Genomic DNA, 17379 nt, shown 5'->3' with positions numbered 1-17379 from the left:
CTTCGCGGGCAAGCCCGCTCCTAGGAGCGAAGAAGCCAACACCGCTGAACCTGCGACCACAGGCCCAGCGGTGACCCCGAGCAACACCCGCCCCTGGTTCGGCCTGCACGGAGGCAGTTCCAGGGGCGTTTTCGATTTCGCAGAACAACAAGAATTTTGGGAGCCTGCCATGTCGGTCGATCCACAGAAACTCCTGCGCGAGCTGTTCGACACAGCCATCGCCGCCGCCCACCCCCGTCAGGTCCTCGAACCTCACCTGCCCGCCGACCGCAGCGGCCGGGTCATCGTCATCGGTGCCGGCAAGGCCGCCGCCGCCATGGCTGAAGTGGTCGAGAAGAGCTGGCAGGGCGAAGTCTCCGGCCTGGTCGTGACCCGCTATGGCCATGGCGCCAATTGCCAGAAGATCGAGGTGGTCGAAGCCGCCCACCCGGTCCCCGACGCCGCCGGCCTTGCGGTCGCCAAGCGCGTGCTGCAACTGGTCAGCAACCTCGATGAAGACGACCGCGTCATCTTCCTGCTCTCCGGCGGCGGCTCGGCCCTGCTGGCACTGCCCGCCGACGGCCTCACGCTGGCCGACAAGCAGCAGATCAACAAGGCGCTGCTCAAGTCCGGCGCGACCATCGGCGAGATGAACTGCGTGCGCAAGCACCTCTCGGCGATCAAGGGCGGACGCCTGGCCAAGGCCTGCTGGCCCGCCACTGTCTATACCTACGCCATTTCCGACGTACCGGGCGATCTGGCCACCGTCATCGCCTCCGGCCCCACCGTGGCCGACCCGAGCACCTCGGCCGATGCCCTGGCGATCCTCAAGCGCTACGACATCGAGGCGCCCAAAGCGGTCATCGACTGGCTGAACAACCCGGCATCGGAAACCGTCAAGGCCGATGACCCAGCCCTGGCGCGCAGCCACTTCACACTGATCGCCAAACCCCAGCAATCACTCGAGGCTGCCGCAGTGAAAGCCCGCCAGGCCGGTTTCAGCCCACTGATCCTGGGGGATCTGGAAGGTGAATCGCGCGAAGTGGCCAAGGTGCACGCCGGCATCACCCGGCAGATCGTCCTGCATGGCCAGCCGCTGAAGGCCCCCTGCGTGATCCTGTCCGGCGGCGAGACCACCGTCACCGTGCGCGGCAATGGCCGTGGCGGGCGCAACGCCGAATTCCTGCTCAGCCTCACCGAAAGCCTCAAGGGCCTGCCTGGCGTGTACGCACTGGCCGGCGACACCGACGGCATCGACGGCTCCGAAGAAAACGCCGGCGCCCTGATGACCCCGGACAGCTTCGGCCGCGCACAGGCCCTGGGCCTGTCGGCCAGCGATGAGCTGGACAACAACAACGGCTATGGCTACTTCGCTGCGCTCGATGCGTTGATCGTCACCGAGCCGACCCGCACCAACGTCAACGACTTCCGCGCCATCCTGATCCTCGAGACCTCGCAATCATGACGCCCGATAAAAAAGTGAAAATCCTCGCCACCCTGGGGCCGGCGATCAACGGCATCGATGACATCCGCCAACTGGTCGAGGCCGGGGTGAATATCTTCCGCCTCAACTTCAGCCACGGCGAACACGCCGACCACGCCCTGCGCTACCAGTGGATCCGCGAGGTCGAGCAGCAACTGAACTACCCGCTGGGCATCCTCATGGACCTGCAGGGGCCGAAACTGCGTGTCGGCCGCTTCGCCGAAGGCAAGGTGCAGTTGCAGCGTGGCCAGGCCCTGCGCCTGGACCTGGACAAGGCCCCGGGCGACAGCCGCCGGGTCAACCTGCCCCACCCGGAAATCATCGCCGCGCTGGAGCCCGGCATGGACCTGCTGCTCGACGATGGCAAGCTGCGCCTGCGGGTCACCGCCAAGCACGCCGACGCCATCGACACCGAAGTGCTGGCTGGCGGCGAGCTGTCCGACCGCAAGGGCGTCAACGTCCCCCAGGCGGTGCTGGACCTCTCGCCGCTCACCGAGAAAGACCGCCGCGACCTGGCCTTCGGCCTGGAACTGGGCGTGGACTGGGTGGCGCTGTCGTTCGTCCAGCGCCCCGAAGACATCGTCGAGGCGCGCCAGTTGATCGGCGAACGTGCCTACCTGATGGCCAAGGTCGAGAAGCCCTCGGCGGTCGAGCAACTGCAGGCCATCGCCGAGCTGTCCGATGCGATCATGGTCGCCCGGGGCGACCTGGGCGTGGAAGTGCCGGCCGAGAGCGTGCCGCAGATCCAGAAGCGCATCATCAATACCTGCCGCCAACTGGGCAAGCCGGTGGTGGTAGCGACGCAGATGCTCGAATCGATGCGTTTCTCGCCCGCACCGACCCGCGCCGAGGTCACCGACGTGGCCAATGCCGTGGCCGAAGGCGCCGACGCGGTGATGCTGTCGGCCGAAACCGCCTCCGGCGACTATCCACTGGAAGCGGTGCAGATGATGAGCAAGATCATCCGCCAGGTGGAGAACGGCCCGGACTACCAGGCACAGCTCGACGTCGGCCGCCCCAAGGCCGAGGCCACGGTTTCGGATGCCATCAGCTGCGCGATTCGGCGCATCAGCGGCATCCTGCCGGTGGCGGTGCTGGTCAACTACAGCGAGTCAGGGGCCTCGACCCTGCGCGCCGCCCGCGAGCGACCGCGTGCGCCCATCCTCAACCTGACGCCGAACCTCAAGACCGCGCGCCGACTCAGCGTCACCTGGGGTGTGCATTCGGTGGTCAACGACCGTCTGCGCCAGGTCGATGAGATCTGCTCGACTGCACTGGAGATCGCCCAGGCGCAAGGTATGGCCAGCCGCGGCGACACCCTGCTGATTACCGCTGGGGTGCCATTCGGCCAGCCGGGGAGCACCAATACCCTGCGGATCGAGACTTTGATCTGAAGACCGGCTCTGCACTTTTGTAGGAGCGGCGGTTCGCCGCTGCGACTTGCCCGCGAAAAGGGCACAGCGGTGAATGGCACGGGCTGCGCCCGTGTTCGCGGGCGAGCCCGCTCCTACAAAAAACAATCCGATGGCGCACAACCGAGGCCCGAAGAGGCCCAGCGCCTTTCACTCACCTTGCCGACTGCCCATGTACACCAAGAATTTCGTCAACCCGTGCCCAGACTGGGCCACGGCACTGCTCAATGGCTTCAGCCAGGTGCTGCTGCTGCGCAGTCCCTTGTGCGGCCTGTGCTGCCTGCTGGCCATCCTCCTCACTGCGCCCGACCTGGTCGGCGGCGCGCTGCTCGGCGCACTGGCCGGCCTGCTGACCGCGCAACGGCGCGGCTATGAACGCGCCGACCGCCAGGCCGGATTGTATTGCTACAACGGCGTGCTGATCGGCGTGCTGATCTGCGCGGTGCTGCCCTGGTCAGCGATCCTGCCGCCACTGATCCTCGCCGCCGGTGGCCTGTCGAGCATCCTCACCCACCAGTGGCGCAAGCGCGGCGGCACCTTGCTGGTCGCCTACACCGCGCCCTTCGTGCTGCTCGGCTGGATCATCCTGCTGGCGGCCGAACCCTTGGCCAGCCCGCAGGCCGCGCCCGACCCGTTGCACGGCGTATTGCGCGGCCTGGGCCAGATATTCCTGCTGGACGAGCCCCTGGCAGGCCTGCTGATCGTGTTAGGGATGCTGGTCGCCAACCCCTATGCGGCGCTCTGGGCCCTGCTCGGCTCGACCATCGGCGGCGGTGCGGCATTGCTGGCCGACCAACCTGCGGTGGCCTGGATGGGGCTGTATGGCTTCAATGCGGCGCTGGCCGCCCTGGCGTTCAGCCGCCAGGGCGAGCGCCCCTGGATCCCCCTGCTGGCCATCGCCTTGGCGCTGTTGCTGCAAGCGTTGTCCAGCCTGTGGCCGCTGCCGGCGCTCACCGCCCCGTTCGTCATCGCCTGCTGGCTGATGCACCTGGGCAGCCACCTTGTGCAACAGGGGCGGCGGCGCAGCGCGCAGCGCTTGCACGGCTGAGAAGCAGGCCCTAGGCTCACCCGCAACGCATAACGGAACGAGCCCATGAACACCACTGCGAGCCTGCGTGAGCGGCTCTATGTGATCGTCTTCCAGACCGACACCGTCGCTGGAAGACGCTTCGACAAGATCCTTCTGCTGATCATCCTGGCCAGCCTGGTCACCGTCATCCTCGACAGCATCGACGATGTGCACCGCAATTATTCCGGCCTGCTGGCCGGCATCGAGTGGGGCTTCACGGCGATCTTCCTCGCCGAGTACCTCACCCGCCTGTACTGCTCGCCCAAGCCGCTGCGCTACGCGTTCAGCTTCTACGGCCTGGTCGACCTGCTGGCCATCGTGCCGGGGATCATCGCCCTGTACTACAGCGACGCCCAGTACCTGCTGATCATTCGGGTGATCCGCATGCTGCGGATCTTCCGCGTGCTCAAGCTCAGCCCCTACCTCAAGCAGGCGCACTATCTGCTCGAGGCGTTGCGCGGCAGCAAACAGAAGATCATCGTGTTCCTGGTCAGCGTTTCGACCCTGGTGACCGTGTTCGGCACGCTGATGTACGTGATCGAAGGGCCCGAGCACGGCTTTACCAGCATTCCCAAGGGCATCTACTGGGCCATCGTCACCCTGACCACAGTCGGCTTCGGCGACATCGTGCCCAAGACGCCGCTGGGCCAGGTACTGTCCTCGCTGGTGATGATCATCGGCTACTCGATCATCGCAGTGCCCACCGGGATCTTCACCGCCGAGCTGGCCAACGCCATGCGCGGCGAACAGCTGCGCCACGATTGCCCGACCTGTGCCAAGAAAACCCATGAGCCGACGGCGGCATTCTGTTCGCGCTGTGGCAATGCGTTGTTCCCCAAGACAGTGACCGAGCAGGCATAAGCAAAGTCTGTTTTGATCTTTAATGGCTCAAGAACCAAAGGTTATAGTTGCTGGCACATTGCCAAACTTTCACTCACAACAAGGAACGCCCCTGTGAAAAAACTCTTCAGCGCCTCGCTGCTCGCCGCAGGCCTGGCTCTCGGCAACCTGGCCCAGGCCGCGCCGACCCTGCTGAACGTCTCCTACGACGTGATGCGCGACTTCTACAAGGACTACAACCCGGCGTTCCAGAAGCACTGGGAAGAAGAGCACAAGGAGAAGGTCAATGTGCAGATGTCCTTCGGCGGTTCGAGCAAACAGGCGCGGGCGGTGATCGACGGCCTGCCGGCCGATGTCATCACCATGAACATGGCCACTGACATCAATGCCCTGGTCGACAACGGCAAGCTGGTGCCGGACAACTGGGTTACCCGCCTGCCGAACAACAGCGCCCCGTTCACCTCGGCCACCGTGTTCATCGTGCGCAAGGGCAACCCGAAGGCGCTGAAAGACTGGCCGGACCTGCTCAAGGATGGCGTACAGGTGATCGTGCCCAACCCCAAGACCTCGGGTAACGGCCGCTACACCTACCTCTCGGCCTGGGGCTACGTCCTCAAGCAAGGCGGCGACGAAGCCAAGGCCCGCGATTTCGTCGGCAAGCTGTTCAAGCAGGCACCGGTGCTCGACACTGGCGGCCGCGCTGCCACAACGACCTTCATGACCAACCAGATCGGCGACGTGCTGGTCACCTTCGAGAACGAAGCCGAGATGATCGCCCGCGAGTTCGGTCGTGATCAGTTCGAGGTGGTCTACCCAAGCGTGTCGGCGGAAGCCGAGCCGCCGGTGAGCGTGGTCGACAAGGTCGTCGAGAAGAAGCAGACCCGCGCCGTGGCCGAGGAATACCTCAAGTACCTGTGGTCGCCGGCAGCCCAGGAAATCGCCGCACAGAACTATCTGCGCCCGCGTGATGCCACGGTCCTGGCCAAATACACCGACCGCTTCCCGAAAGTCGACTTCCTCTCGGTGGAGAAGACCTTTGGTGACTGGCGCACCGTACAGAAGACCCACTTCAACGACGGTGGCGTGTTCGACCAGATCTACACCAACAAGTAACTGGCTTGGGGCGCGCTGCGCCCCAACACTTACAGCGAGATAGGACGGCGCCCGGCAAAGGCATGCGCAAGCGTGCCACCGTCCACCAGCTCCAGCTCTCCGCCCAGCGGCACGCCATGGGCGATCCGCGAGGCAGTCAGGCCCTTCTCGGCCAACAACTGGGCGATGTAATGCGCCGTCGCCTCGCCTTCCACCGTGGGGTTGGTCGCCAGGATCACCTCGCTGAAGGTGCCCTGCTCCTCGATCCGCGCCATCAGTTGCGGAATTCCAATCGCCTCCGGGCCCAGGCCGTCGAGCGGCGATAGGTGCCCCTTGAGCACGAAGTAACGACCACGGTAGCCGGTCTGCTCTACCGCATACACATCCATCGGCCCCTCAACCACGCACAGCTGGGTGTCATCGCGGCGAGGATCGGCGCACTGCGGGCACAATTCCTGCTCGGTCAGGGTGCGGCACTGGCGGCAATGGCCAACACCCTCCATGGCCTGGCTCAGGGCCTGGGCCAGGCGCGTGCCGCCGCTGCGGTCGCGCTCGAGCAACTGCAGGGCCATGCGCTGGGCGGTTTTCTGGCCGACACCCGGGAGCACACGCAGGGCATCGATCAGTTGGCGGATCAGGGGGCTGAAGCTCATGTAGGCAGGCCTGTCAGTGGTACAGAATGAAGAAGGGAGCAGCGATCAGCCGATCGTGCTCCCCATGTGCTGCAAACCGTCGATCAGAACGGCATCTTGAAACCAGGCGGCAGTTGCATGCCGGCGGTCATGCTGCCCATCTTGTCCTGGCTGTTCTGCTCGACCTTGCGCACGGCGTCGTTGAGTGCGGCGGCGATCAGGTCCTCGAGGACTTCCTTGTCGTCCGGATCGGTGGTCATCAGGCTGGCGTCGATGTTGACGCGCTTGACGTCGTGACGACCGGTCATCACCACGCTGACCAGACCTGCACCGGACTGGCCGGTGACTTCTGCGTTGGCCAGCTCTTCCTGCATCTTGGCCATTTTTTCCTGCATCTGCTGAGCCTGCTTCATCAGGCCGGCCATGCCACCTTTCATCATGGGAGAATCCTCGATTGGGTCGTATGTGCGGCCGGCACGAGGCCGGGCGCAAGGGGTTCGCTTCACTGCCCGGGGTTTGCCAGGGCCGCGTCTACAGGTTCGATTGTATCGTGCCGCACCCGGGCGCCGAACTGCTTGATCATCTGCTGGATGAGCGGGTCCTGCTCGATCGACAGCTCCGCATCGTGCTGGCGCTCGGCGCGCTTGCGCGCGGCGGCCTGGGCCGGGGTTTCCTGCTCGGGGCGAACCAGCTCGATCTGCAGGCGCAGCGTACGCCCCAGATGCTGGTTGAGCGCCTCGTTGAGCCGGCGTTGCTGGGTGCTGTTGAACAACGCACCCTGGCCTGGGTCCAGGTGCAGCAGCCAGTCATCGCCATCGGCGCTGATCAGCGTACAGTTCGCGGCGATGTTGCCTGTCATACCGGAGACAGGCAACTGTGGGAATAATTCCAGCCATTGCAAGGCCAGGCCCGTGGCCGGTTGCGCCGCGGGCAGAGGCTCGGGCGCCGCCGCAGGGGCGTCTTCCTGGATATGCTCGGCGAGCTCGTCCAGATAGCTGAAACCTGCCGGATCGGCTTGCGGTGCGTAATAGTCGTCATCCGGGCCGTCCTCGTCGCGCTCCATGCCGACCGACGCATAGGCCGACGGATCGAAGGGCGGCTCGTCGTAGTCCGGTTGCTCGCCAGCAGGCTGCGCGACAACGGCCGGGGTGACCGGCGCCGGGGCTGCGACGGGCGGGGAAGGTTCTTCCCATGGCAGGTCGACCACTGCCTCTGGCGGCGCAACGGCTGGCTCGGGCTCGGGCTCGGGCTCGGGTTCAGGTTCCATCATAGGGGCCGGTTCCGGCGCCACAGCGGGCGCAACAGCAGCGACCGGCTCGGCGGCGGGCGCTTCATCGACCACTGGTGCGGGCGGCGCAACAGGCTCAGGCGCAGCGGCAACCACGGAAGGCTCGGCAACCACGGTCGCAGTTGCCACCGGCTTGGCTGGATCAGCTGTGGCCTGGCTGATCCCCACCGGCTTTAGCGCAGGTTTCGGCGCGTCATCGGTATCGGCCGGACGGAACGCGAGCATACGCAGCAAGACCATCTCGAAGCCACCGCGCGGATCCGGCGCCAGCGGCAGGTCGCGCCGACCGATCAGGCCCATCTGGTAGTAGAACTGCACATCCTCGGCCGGCAACGCAGCCGCTAGCGCGAGCACCTTGTCGCGATCGCCCTGGCCGTTGTCCACCGCTTCGGGCAACGCCTGGGCGATGGCGACCCGGTGCAGCACGTTGAGCATCTCGGACAGCACGCCGTTCCAGTCAGGCCCCTGCTCGGCCAAGGCGCGCACCGCCTCGAGCAGCGCCCGGGCATCACCTTCGAGCAAGGCCTGCAGCACGCCGTACACCTGGCCATGATCGAGCGTGCCGAGCATCGCCCGCACATCGGCGGCCAGTACCTTACCCTCGCCGAAGGCGATGGCCTGGTCGGTCAGGCTCATGGCATCACGCATCGAGCCGTCGGCGGCGCGGCCAAGCAGCCACAGGGCATCTTCCTCGAATGGCACGTTCTCGGCACCGAGCACGTGCGTGAGGTGCTCGACTACCCGCTCCGGGCTCATGTTCTTCAGCGAGAACTGCAGGCAGCGCGAAAGAATGGTGGCCGGCAACTTCTGCGGATCGGTGGTGGCGAGGATGAATTTGACGTACGGTGGCGGCTCTTCCAGCGTCTTGAGCAAGGCGTTGAAGGAGTGGGTGGAAAGCATGTGCACTTCGTCGATCAGGTAGACCTTGAAGCGTCCGCGGCTGGGCGCGTACTGCACGTTGTCGAGCAGTTCACGGGTGTCCTCGACCTTGGTGCGGCTGGCGGCGTCGATCTCGATCAGGTCGACGAAGCGGCCTTCGTCGATTTCCCGGCATACCGAACAGGTGCCGCAAGGTGTGGAGGTGATACCGGTCTCGCAGTTCAGGCACTTGGCGATGATCCGCGCGATGGTGGTCTTGCCGACCCCGCGGGTGCCGGTGAACAGGTAGGCGTGATGCAGCCGCTGGTTGTCCAGGGCGTTGATCAATGCCTTGAGCACATGGGTCTGGCCTACCATCTCGCGGAACGAGCGCGGGCGCCATTTACGTGCAAGAACCTGATAACTCATCAAAAAACCATCGCAGCCTGATCGAGCGGAAGATCGCTAATGCTAGCGGAGCGGGGGCAAAATTGCACCCTGCCAGGCTCGTCTAGACTTTGGACGCTGCCGGTGAACATAGAAAGTCCAAGGAGGATAGACGTGCGGCGACTTCTCGCCATCCTGTTGCTATGGTGCTCCACCGGCCTTGCCGAGCAGCCTGTGCTGCGCTTCTCCGTCGCGGAGAGCTGGAGCATGCCGTTGATGCGCACCGAGGGCGATGTGCCGGTGGAAGGCATTCTCTTCGACCTGATCCAGGCCCTGGCCCGTGAAGCCGGGGTGCGCCCGCAATACCACGTAATGGCACGCCTGCGCCTGGAGCAGGCCATGGCCGATGGCGACATCGACGTGCGCTGCTACGTGGCCAGCAACTGGCTCAACGAACGGCCCGGTGAGTTCATCTGGAGCGTACCGCTGATCCATCAACGCGACCTGCTGGTCGGGCGTGCCGGCGACAGCCTGCCCGGCGGCCTGGCGCAACTGCCCACACAAGCCATCGGTACGGTGCTGGGCTACACCTACCCGGCCCTGGACCCGCTGTTCGCGCAGCGTCTACTGAAGCGCGAAGACAGCCGCAACCAGGACCTGGCCCTGCAGAAACTGCAAGCCAGCCGTTATCGTTATGCGGTGAGCAACCAATTGTCGCTGCAATGGTTCAACCGCCAGCAACCCCGGGAGCAGCGCCTGCGCCCGCTGGCCTTGCTGGAAGCGCAGGACCTGGGCTGCATGGTGCGCAACGACCCGGCCATTCCGGCGCAGCAGGTGCTGCGCGCCTTGGTGCGCCTCAAGCAGTCCGGCGAGATCGAACGGATCATCGAACGCTACACCCGGGTGCAGGAGGCGCTGTCGGTCGATCAGTAGCCGTGCGACTCGCGGAATTTCTGGCCCTTATGGTAGGCCACCCACTCGTCCACATCGTAGGGCAGATAGAGATGGCGCCGGGCACGCGACAGCGCGATATACACCGCACAGACCCGGTTGTCGAAGGCGTAGGCATCCTTGAACGGGTTCAGCGCCATCAGCTCCTGGGTCAGCAGCACGTGGTCGAACTCCTGCCCTCCGGCCTCCTGCGCCGGCATCAGCAACAGGCTGCCCGGCTGATTGGAGAAGCGTGCCGACAAGGCGTTGAGTTCGGCAATCCGAAAACCGTCCTGCAGCCGCGCCTCGACCCACAGGAATGACTCGTCGAAGCGATTGTCCTCATGCACTTGTCGCCAGTTCAGCGCGTGGGCGAAATAGGCGTGCGTGTCCTGGCCATCGCTGCCCGCGCCATAAAGGTCGGCACGGAACAACTGCACGGCGCTGGACATGAAACGCTGCATCCCAACGTTATCGGAGAAGCCCACCCGGCACTGGTTGTCGGCCAGTTGCATGGCCCACTTCATCGAATCCCAGGGAGATGCGGTAAGCACCACACAGCCTTGCGGCGGCACGAAATCGAGGGGGTAGTACTCGATGCCGACATCCACGCTGCCGGCGCCTTCGAAGGCGAGCTTGGATTTTTGCGAATGCACACCGATCAGCGGGTTGATCAGCCGCTCCACTTTCGGCCCGCAACGCACCGAGAAGGCGATATCGCGCTGGCGCACCTGACGCGCGCGGCGCAGTCCGGGCCCGTCGGCACGCTGGTATTCGTCACCCAGCGTGATCAACACCTGGCGGCCCCGCTCGATGATCTGCAACAACGGGCCAGGCATGTCCTGGCTCTCGTCGACGATTACATGGCTGTAGCGGCTCGGCACACTGTGGCCAGCGAGGCTGGCGCGCTTGAGCAGCAGCAACGTGGGGAAGCCGGTCTGGCGATCCCAGGCAGGGTTGTCCTGCAGGTAGGTCCACAGGCGGCTGGCGTATTCGAGCAGCACCTGGCTATCCAGCCGCGAAAGCGCCTGAGCGAAGTGCGGCAGGTGGCCCCCGGCGAGGCTGTGATCGCGTGACTCGCAGTAGTTCTTCAGCAGCTCCAGGCAGATATCCAGGGTCTTCTCGCCGTTGTACTGGCGAAAGCCCAGGATGTTCAAGGTTTCGGCCACCGCACGCTTGCCCGGCAGGCGTGCCGATGCGCGTGCGGCAGGCCGCCCAGGCACGCTCAGCAGGGCTTGGGAAAACTCGGCGAACGTCTTGCCAGCCTTGGAGCCTTTTCCAATACGCCGCCGCAGGGCGTCGAGCTTGCCGGGCGTGCGCGCCAGTGCCAGCACCCGCCCCCTGGGCAGGCAATCGACAAGCGCTCCCAGCAGGTAGCTCTTGCCGATGCCCGCATAGCCCTGCACATGCAGGTCCTCGTCAGGGTTGGCGCGCAGCACTCGCAGCAACTTGTCTTGTTCGCGGGTCAGCCAGCGCTCTTTATCGAACCCTGTGATGGCTTGCTGGCTGAACGGATTGTGACGCGGGTGGCGAAGCGACCTGAAGCGCATGTCCCAGGTGCCGTCTTCCAACAAGTATTCGCGCTGCGCCACCTCCTCGGCCCCCAGCAGTTGCAAGCGCGAGCCCTTGATGACCTCCAGGCCGAAATACAGCTTGCGCGCATCGAACAGCCGGCGCGCCTCGGACCCCAGCCCCACGCCCGGCGAATGCGGACCCTGCACCGACCACTGCAGCAACTTGGCCAGCACCTTTTCCGCTGCCGCAGGGTCGAGCACCTGCTCGCGCGCCTGGGACAGGTTCTGGATCACCAGCACCGCCGCCAGCTCCGGATCGCTCAACCCATCAAGCCCGGAGGCGTCCTCGAGCAGGCCCTGGCACACCTCCAGGGCGACGGGAAGATACACGGTGTCGGCGAAGTCGTAATGTTCAGGTTGCATGCGCGCAGGTCATTCGCTGGTGTCGGGATTGGCTTCAAGTTCATAGGCGTAGGCACCCAGGGAGCCGGACATGCCACCCGGATAGACACGCCGCGCGTCATTCTCGCAGCGGGCTTCGGCAGCCAGCGCGCTATCGAGTTCGTGCAGCGCCATTTCCAGCAGCTTGCGCAGGTCCTGGGCATTGCGCGCCGAAACGCTCAGGCGAAAATCCAGCCCCGGCGCCTGATCGACTGCTGCTATGGTGTCGGCTGCGGGCGTGGCTTCGCCAAGGATGCGCTCGTGTTCCTCTTCCATCTGGTCGAGTACTTTCGAAAGCTCAAGGGTGCGCTCGGGGTGCGTGGCCATCTGGTCTTTGATCTCCAGGCGGCGCGCTTGCCAGTCGCGGATGCGCTGGCGGGTCAGATCGTCAACCTGATCCATGCTGATGGCCTCTCTCAGAAATGGGTGGGCTGCGAGAGGCGCATCATAAGCCTGTTTGCCGATAAATGCAGGTACGGCGGGCTCGGCCCGTCACCCGCACACAGCTTCAGCCCTTTGGCACAACGAGTCGACTGTACTGATCCTGACTGATCCAACCCGTGAACGAGCGGTCGTCCTGGTTGATGAACTCGACTTTGGCCCAGCCGTCCTTGAAGGCCAGCACGCCTACTACATCGCCCTTGACGATATAGGGTCGTTTGCTCGCGCTGCTGCCCGCCTGCTTGCGCAGATAGGCCTTGTCGGCAGTGACCGTCAGCAGCGCGATCCAGGGCTTTTCCGCATAGCGGCTGAGCTCCAGCCCCGTGGCGATCTCCGGCATCAGCACACTGACGCAGCCGGGATGCTCGCGGCCGCGTGCCACGGTGAGGGTGACGCCATCGCCCGTGGCCGCCAGGCTGCCGGGGAAGGTCTGATCTTCCCAGGTGGCCAGCGCAACCGGCCCATCGCCGCTGATCTGCCCCTTGAGGTAGAAGGTGCAATGCCGGGTCACACCTTCGCCAAGGGTCTCGGAATAGTAGCCCTCCACCTGGCGATCCGGCGTGACCGCCAGCATCAGCGCATCGTATTGCCCAGGCTTCAGTACGGCGGCGTTTGCATGAACAGACCCGGACAATCCCAGCAGTGCGGTGGCCAGAACAGTCAGTCGGCGAGAGAAACTTTTTGCCATGTCACTTCTTCCCTTCAAGTGCTTCGTAGGCCTTCTTGATACGCACGTCATAGTCGCCGTAATCCTTGCCGTTGTAACTGGCGGCCATGCCGGCGTAATCCTTGTTCTTCGCCGCCTTGATAAACGACGGGTTCTTGCTGCAGAAACCGAGGAAGGCTTTGAGTTGCTGCCCGGCATTGAGTTTCATGGCCGCGACGAATTCGAACACATTGGCATGTCCGCAATCGGCGAAGTTGAAACCCATGATCTGGAACATACCCCAGGACGCCGACTTCAATGCCGCCTCCTGATCCAGCCCAAACGCCGTGGCCATGGTTTCCCAGGCCTTGGTCTGGTCTTTGTTATTGGCTTGCCACTGCGGGCCGGCTTTCTTCTTGTACTTGTACGAGAGCAGCGGATGAGTCTGGTCGTACTTGTGCTTGGTATAGCGCTGGAAGTGATGCCCCTCGAAGGCGATCACCGGCAGCTTGGCCGGCCCAAAACCCGAACGACCACCCGACTCCACCGTGGCAAATGCCTTGATCAGGTTGGCTGAAATCCCGTTGCCCAATTGAGTCGCGGCGTTCTGGAAGTCGCTGTCGCTGAGCGTCATGCCGCCATCGCACGTGACCTGCAGCACCATCTGCCGATTGCGCCGCTCGGCTTCGATTACCGCGCGCATCCGGTCCAGGTAATGATTGACCGTGGCCTGCACCTGGGCGTCGACATTATTGGCGAAGACGTTGATGAAGGTTGGCAGGCGCAGTGCGGGAATCAACTTGACCGGTACTCGAACAGCCTCCTCGACCAGGCTGTTGAAGGTGCGCCCATTCGGATCGACGACGCCATCGGGATGCGCGTACTTCAGATGACGAAACTGGTACTGACTGATGCGCTGTACCAACTGCCCGTCGCAACGGCCATTCTCGGGCAACGGAAAACCGAGCCGCGGAATGAGTAGATTGAACAGGTACTGGATACATTGAACATCGGCGGGCAAGTTTCGGGCTTTACCGGGCGTGCCTACCGAAGCGCTGATAAGACTGGGCAAACCTTGCAGGCTTTTCATTCAATGCGTCCTTGCTCGTCATAAATTGATATCAGATCAATATCACTCAAGTGTCACTGTCATATTTTGAAATATATGGCGGACGCAAACTAACAAGGGTGTTTTCAGTTGTCCAGAACCGGACCTCAAGGCTGTGAAGCAGTCTTCACCCACAGCGAAACCGCCCATGGGCCAACGGATGGTTGCATGATGCAACCAAAGATGGTTGTACTACGCAACCATTCCTGGCGAGACCTCAACAATGATCGACCCCGCCCGGCATCTCTTCGAATCGCTGGGCCTCGAACTGACTCATGAAGAGCAAGGCAGCCAATGGGGCTCGACGGTTACGGAACAGCAGTTCACGCGTAAACGTTGACAATGGGACCAAGTGGCGGGGTAAGCAAAAGCAGGGAGGGCTAGGCGTACGGTGCGTAACGCTTTGGATCACCAGGCGGTGAAGAGCGAAAGCCGTTCGAGAGCAGGACTTCGAGAGAAATGGAGGCAGCCCCACCAGCCACACCCCGGCACTCGATGTTCCCGCTATGGCTGCTCCCTTCCGGGCCTGACCAGGTTAACGGGTAATCAATGCGGGGGGACCGGTGGGGCCACCATAACGCAGCTCATCAGGTGACGAGCCGCGCCATTGTACCGTTACGGGGGGAAGTTACAACCTTTGACGGCAAAAAAACCATCATTTCTCAAGGACTTGTCCGCCAGGGATGAGGTTCTCGGGGATTTGTGCCGGCCTCATCGCGGGACGAGCCCGCTCCCACAGGATAAATGTATAGGCGCACCTGTGGGAGCGGGCTCGTCCCGCGATGAGGCCAGGGCAGGCAACATCAGACCGTGATGCCCTGCCCCGCCAGGAAGGCGACGAAGGCCTCTTCGTCCAGCACCTTGACCCCCAGCTCACTGGCCTTGGCCAGCTTCGACCCAGCCCCCGGACCTGCCACCACGCAGTGGGTCTTGCCGGACACGGAGCCCGCCACCTTGGCGCCGAGGCTTTCCAGCTTGTCCTTGGCGATGTCGCGGCTCATGCGCTCCAGGGTGCCGGTCAGCACCCAGGTCTGACCGGCCAGGGGCAGGCCCTCGGTGGTTTTCTTCTCGCTCTGCCAGTGCATGCCGAACGCTTCGAGCTGGGCTTCGATGGCGCGGGCGAGTTGCTGGTTGGCCTCGACCTTGAAGAACTCGCGCACGGCATCGGCCTGCTTGGTGTTCAGGGCCTGGCGCAGGTCGATGCCGTCGGCGGCGATGATCTTGTCGAGGGTGCCGAGCTTGTCCACCAGCTTCTCGGCGCCGGTCGGGCCGACCGAGGGGATGTCGAGCTTGGCGATCATCCCGGCGAGGGTGGTGCTGGCGGCGAACTCCGCCGCCAACTCGCCTTGGTCCTGCAACTGCATGCCGCTGTCGAGCAGTTGCTGGATGACCTGGCGGTTGTGCGCATCCTCGAAGAAATTGTGGATCTCGTAGGCGACTTCAAGGCCGATGTCCGGCAGGTAGGTCAGCACCTGCGGCAGTGCCACCTGCACCCGCTCCAGGCTACCCAGGGAGCGAGCCAGGACCTTGGCGGTCTCCTCGCCCACATCCGGGATGCCCAGGGCGAAGATGAAGCGCGCGAGCGGCGGGCGCTTGCTCGCCTCGATGGCTTCGAGCAGCTTGCGGCTGGAGACCTCGGCGAAGCCCTCCAGGTCGACGATCTGCTCGAACTGGAGCTTGTACAGGTCTGCCGGCGAACCGATCAGCCCCTCGTCGACCAACTGCTCGACGCTCTTCTCGCCAAGACCGTCGATATCCATCGCCCGGCGGGACACATAGTGAATGATCGCCTGCTTGAGCTGGGCGCCACAGGCCAGACGGCCGACGCAGCGATACACCGCCCCTTCGCTGGTGGTTTCCTTGCCCTTGCTGCGCTTGACCAACTGGGTGCGCTCGACCTGCGAGCCGCACACCGGGCAGGCGCTCGGCACTTCGACCGGGCGGGCGTCATCGGGGCGACGCTCGAGCACTACCTGCATCACCTGCGGGATCACATCACCGGCACGGCGGATGATCACCGTGTCGCCGATGCGCAGGCCCAGGCGGGCGATCTCGTCCATGTTGTGCAGGGTGGCGTTGGATACGGTCACCCCGGCCACCTTGACCGGCTTGAGACGGGCGACCGGAGTGACCGCGCCGGTACGGCCGACCTGGAACTCGACGTCCAGCACCTCGGTGAGTTCTTCCATGGCCGGGAACTTGTGGGCGATGGCCCAGCGTGGCTCACGCGCACGGAAACCCAGCTCGCGCTGCGCCGCCAGGCTGTTGACCTTGAACACCACGCCGTCGATCTCGTAGGGCAGCGCGTTGCGGCGGGCGCCGATGTCCTGGTAGTAGGCCAGGCATTCTTCGATGCCGGCGGCGTGCTTGAGCTCAGGGCTGATCGGCATGCCCCAGACCTTGAGCTGCTCAAGGATGCCGATATGGCTGTCGCCGACACTCGCCGAAGTCTGGCCGATACCATAGCAGCAGAATTCCAGCGGGCGGCTGGCGGTGATCTTCGAGTCCAGTTGACGCAGGCTGCCAGCGGCAGCGTTGCGCGGGTTGGCAAAGGTCTTGCCGCCGACTTCGGCCTGAGCGGCATTGAGGCGTTCGAAGCCCGCCTTGCTCATGTACACCTCGCCACGCACTTCGAGCACTTCGGGCCAGCCGCTGCCATGCAGCTTCAACGGGACGTTGCGGATGGTGCGCACGTTGGTGCTGATGTCTTCGCCGGTCGTGCCGTCGCCACGGGTGGCGCCTTGCACCAGCTGGCCGTTGCGGTACAACAGGCTCACCGCCAGGCCATCGAGCTTGGGCTCGCAGCTGTAGTCGACCGCCTCGGCCTGGTCGAGCCCTTCGACCACACGCCGTCCGAATTCGCGCAAGTCAGCCTCTTCGAAGGCGTTGCCCAGGCTGAGCATGGGGATCTCGTGGCGCACCTGGGTAAAGGCGGCCAGGGCTGCACCGCCGACACGCTGAGTGGGCGAGTCGGGGGTGATCAGGTGTGGGTTCTCGGCTTCCAGGGCCTTGAGTTCGTTGAACAGCCGGTCGTATTCGGCGTCGGGCACACTGGGCTCGTCCAGCACGTAGTAGCGATAGTTGTGCTGGTCGAGTTCGGCGCGCAGTTCGTGGATTCGGTTTTCGGCGTTCATCTTTCAGGTCTCTTGCAAAGCAAAAGAGCAGCCTGGGTGATGCCGGCGCGGATCGGGATGCTGTTCAGCACGTACTGACCTCATCACCGGACAAGCCGGACGCCCCCCCCCCCCCCCAACCCCCC

Annotated in this window: 14 protein-coding genes and 1 other RNA gene; 6 read left to right on the top strand and 9 right to left on the bottom strand. The window is 64.2% G+C overall.

Annotated features, from left to right (window positions below):
* Positions 1–169: 169 nt before the first annotated feature.
* The 5 genes from HU729_RS07115 (at position 170) to HU729_RS07095 (ending at position 5896) form a co-directional block, all read left to right on the top strand.
* Positions 170–1444: a glycerate kinase gene (locus HU729_RS07115; protein WP_186666732.1), complete on the top strand. Its 1275-nt coding sequence runs from the start codon at positions 170–172 to the stop codon at positions 1442–1444.
* Positions 1441–2856 (top strand): pyruvate kinase, encoded by a 1416-nt coding sequence (pyk, locus tag HU729_RS07110; RefSeq protein ID WP_186666733.1) that lies wholly within the window; start codon positions 1441–1443, stop codon positions 2854–2856. The genes HU729_RS07115 and pyk overlap by 4 nt, the downstream gene beginning before the upstream one ends.
* 190 nt (positions 2857–3046) lie before the next feature.
* On the top strand, positions 3047–3922 hold the full coding sequence (locus HU729_RS07105) for an urea transporter (RefSeq protein ID WP_186709324.1): 876 nt from the start codon (positions 3047–3049) through the stop codon (positions 3920–3922).
* Between the two features lie 45 nt (positions 3923–3967).
* Complete coding sequence (locus HU729_RS07100; RefSeq protein WP_186709323.1) at positions 3968–4804, top strand: ion transporter; 837 nt, start codon at positions 3968–3970, stop codon at positions 4802–4804.
* A 93-nt stretch (positions 4805–4897) separates the two neighbouring features.
* Complete coding sequence (locus HU729_RS07095) at positions 4898–5896, top strand: sulfate ABC transporter substrate-binding protein (RefSeq protein ID WP_054893642.1); 999 nt, start codon at positions 4898–4900, stop codon at positions 5894–5896.
* A gap of 29 nt (positions 5897–5925) precedes the next feature.
* On the opposite strand, the gene recR is transcribed toward HU729_RS07095, so the two are convergent.
* The 3 genes from recR to dnaX all read right to left on the bottom strand — a co-directional run bounded on the left by recR (position 5926) and on the right by dnaX (position 9082).
* Positions 5926–6528, bottom strand: coding sequence for a recombination mediator RecR (recR, locus tag HU729_RS07090; protein ID WP_054893641.1), 603 nt, complete (start codon positions 6526–6528; stop codon positions 5926–5928).
* Positions 6529–6611: 83 nt separating this feature from the next.
* On the bottom strand, positions 6612–6947 hold the full coding sequence (locus HU729_RS07085; RefSeq protein WP_186666736.1) for a YbaB/EbfC family nucleoid-associated protein: 336 nt from the start codon (positions 6945–6947) through the stop codon (positions 6612–6614).
* A gap of 62 nt (positions 6948–7009) precedes the next feature.
* Positions 7010–9082: a DNA polymerase III subunit gamma/tau gene (gene dnaX, locus HU729_RS07080; RefSeq protein WP_186709322.1), complete on the bottom strand. Its 2073-nt coding sequence runs from the start codon at positions 9080–9082 to the stop codon at positions 7010–7012.
* 132 nt (positions 9083–9214) lie between these two features.
* On the opposite strand from dnaX, the gene HU729_RS07075 reads away from it, so the two are divergent.
* Positions 9215–9973, top strand: a complete 759-nt coding sequence (locus HU729_RS07075) for an ABC transporter substrate-binding protein (protein ID WP_186666738.1) — start codon at positions 9215–9217, stop codon at positions 9971–9973.
* Here HU729_RS07075 and HU729_RS07070 read toward each other — a convergent pair.
* The 6 genes from HU729_RS07070 to ligA all read right to left on the bottom strand — a co-directional run bounded on the left by HU729_RS07070 (position 9967) and on the right by ligA (position 17254).
* Positions 9967–11907 carry a hypothetical protein gene (locus HU729_RS07070; protein WP_186709320.1) on the bottom strand — a complete coding sequence of 647 codons (1941 nt, stop codon included), beginning with the start codon at positions 11905–11907 and terminating at the stop codon, positions 9967–9969. The two genes, HU729_RS07075 and HU729_RS07070, sit on opposite strands and share 7 nt — an antisense overlap.
* Before the next feature lie 9 nt (positions 11908–11916).
* On the bottom strand, positions 11917–12327 hold the full coding sequence (locus HU729_RS07065) for a hypothetical protein (protein ID WP_186709318.1): 411 nt from the start codon (positions 12325–12327) through the stop codon (positions 11917–11919).
* Positions 12328–12433: 106 nt separating this feature from the next.
* Positions 12434–13054: a hypothetical protein gene (locus HU729_RS07060; RefSeq protein ID WP_238348324.1), complete on the bottom strand. Its 621-nt coding sequence runs from the start codon at positions 13052–13054 to the stop codon at positions 12434–12436.
* Position 13055: 1 nt separating this feature from the next.
* Positions 13056–14102 (bottom strand): N-acetylmuramidase family protein, encoded by a 1047-nt coding sequence (locus HU729_RS07055; RefSeq protein ID WP_186709316.1) that lies wholly within the window; start codon positions 14100–14102, stop codon positions 13056–13058.
* A gap of 487 nt (positions 14103–14589) precedes the next feature.
* Positions 14590–14686: signal recognition particle sRNA small type (ffs, locus tag HU729_RS07050), an RNA gene on the bottom strand.
* Between the two features lie 237 nt (positions 14687–14923).
* Positions 14924–17254, bottom strand: a complete 2331-nt coding sequence (gene ligA / locus HU729_RS07045; RefSeq protein WP_186709315.1) for an NAD-dependent DNA ligase LigA — start codon at positions 17252–17254, stop codon at positions 14924–14926.
* Positions 17255–17379: the final 125 nt, after the last annotated feature.

This window comes from Pseudomonas sp. RW10S2 (assembly GCF_014268985.1).
GTDB classification, from domain to species: Bacteria; Pseudomonadota; Gammaproteobacteria; order Pseudomonadales; family Pseudomonadaceae; genus Aquipseudomonas; species Aquipseudomonas wayambapalatensis.
Note: the sequence above shows the minus strand (reverse complement) of the source record. Positions and strands in the feature narration are given on the sequence as shown.

Bases quoted from the DNA above. Each gene is read 5' to 3' on its own strand.
- HU729_RS07115 (WP_186666732.1), top strand. From the start codon at position 170: ATGTCGGTCGATCCACAGAAACTCCTGCGCGAGCTGTTCGACACAGCC.
- pyk (WP_186666733.1), top strand. From the start codon at position 1,441: ATGACGCCCGATAAAAAAGTGAAAATCCTCGCCACCCTGGGGCCGGCG.
- HU729_RS07105 (WP_186709324.1), top strand. From the start codon at position 3,047: ATGTACACCAAGAATTTCGTCAACCCGTGCCCAGACTGGGCCACGGCA.
- HU729_RS07100 (WP_186709323.1), top strand. From the start codon at position 3,968: ATGAACACCACTGCGAGCCTGCGTGAGCGGCTCTATGTGATCGTCTTC.
- recR (WP_054893641.1), bottom strand. From the start codon at position 6,528: ATGAGCTTCAGCCCCCTGATCCGCCAACTGATCGATGCCCTGCGTGTG.
- HU729_RS07085 (WP_186666736.1), bottom strand. From the start codon at position 6,947: ATGATGAAAGGTGGCATGGCCGGCCTGATGAAGCAGGCTCAGCAGATG.
- dnaX (WP_186709322.1), bottom strand. From the start codon at position 9,082: ATGAGTTATCAGGTTCTTGCACGTAAATGGCGCCCGCGCTCGTTCCGC.
- HU729_RS07070 (WP_186709320.1), bottom strand. From the start codon at position 11,907: ATGCAACCTGAACATTACGACTTCGCCGACACCGTGTATCTTCCCGTC.
- HU729_RS07065 (WP_186709318.1), bottom strand. From the start codon at position 12,327: ATGGATCAGGTTGACGATCTGACCCGCCAGCGCATCCGCGACTGGCAA.
- HU729_RS07060 (WP_238348324.1), bottom strand. From the start codon at position 13,054: ATGGCAAAAAGTTTCTCTCGCCGACTGACTGTTCTGGCCACCGCACTG.
- HU729_RS07055 (WP_186709316.1), bottom strand. From the start codon at position 14,102: ATGAAAAGCCTGCAAGGTTTGCCCAGTCTTATCAGCGCTTCGGTAGGC.
- ligA (WP_186709315.1), bottom strand. From the start codon at position 17,254: ATGAACGCCGAAAACCGAATCCACGAACTGCGCGCCGAACTCGACCAG.